1 protein-coding gene is annotated in these 502 nt (G+C 56.6%); it reads right to left on the bottom strand.

Annotation, left to right across the window (positions count from 1 at the left end):
- Positions 1-502, bottom strand: a 502-nt coding sequence (locus C5471_RS23610; RefSeq protein ID WP_166296681.1) for a condensation domain-containing protein, incomplete at both ends; no start/stop codon positions are given.

The raw sequence follows: 502 nt of genomic DNA, 5'->3' as shown, positions 1-502 counted from the left end.
CGTAACGGCAGGGTATTGATAAACAGCCCCATCCCATTATCAGCCCCTTCTCCCGCCGCCATGCGCCCAAACAGCACGGTACCAAACACCACTTTCTCCTGACCACTGGTATGTGATAATACCTGGGCCCAGGCCAGATGACACAGCGCCGCCAGACTGACACCCAAATGCCGGGCCTGATGGCGAAGACGGTCATTTAACCCGGTAGTCAGCATCCGGTAGGATTCCGTCTCCTGAGATCCATCATGATGCACGTTCGCCAGCCCAAACGGCAACGTGGGTTCAGCCACCGCCGCCAACATGTTAGTAAAGAAGCGGGTATGTTCCTCCTGACTAATACCTAACCGGGCCTGCGCCACCAGATTGCGGAACGGCACCGGCGTAGGCAGGCCGTCTTCCTGACCGGTAAGATACGCTTGTACTTCGCGATTCATCACATCCAGCGTGGTATGGTCACCAATCAGGTGATGCAGCAATTCCAGTAGTAACCAGCGGCCATCGG

The sequence above is a fragment of the Photorhabdus tasmaniensis genome (assembly GCF_011189505.1).
GTDB lineage: Bacteria > Pseudomonadota > Gammaproteobacteria > Enterobacterales > Enterobacteriaceae > Photorhabdus > Photorhabdus tasmaniensis.
This window is presented reverse-complemented; position numbering and strand designations above follow the sequence as displayed.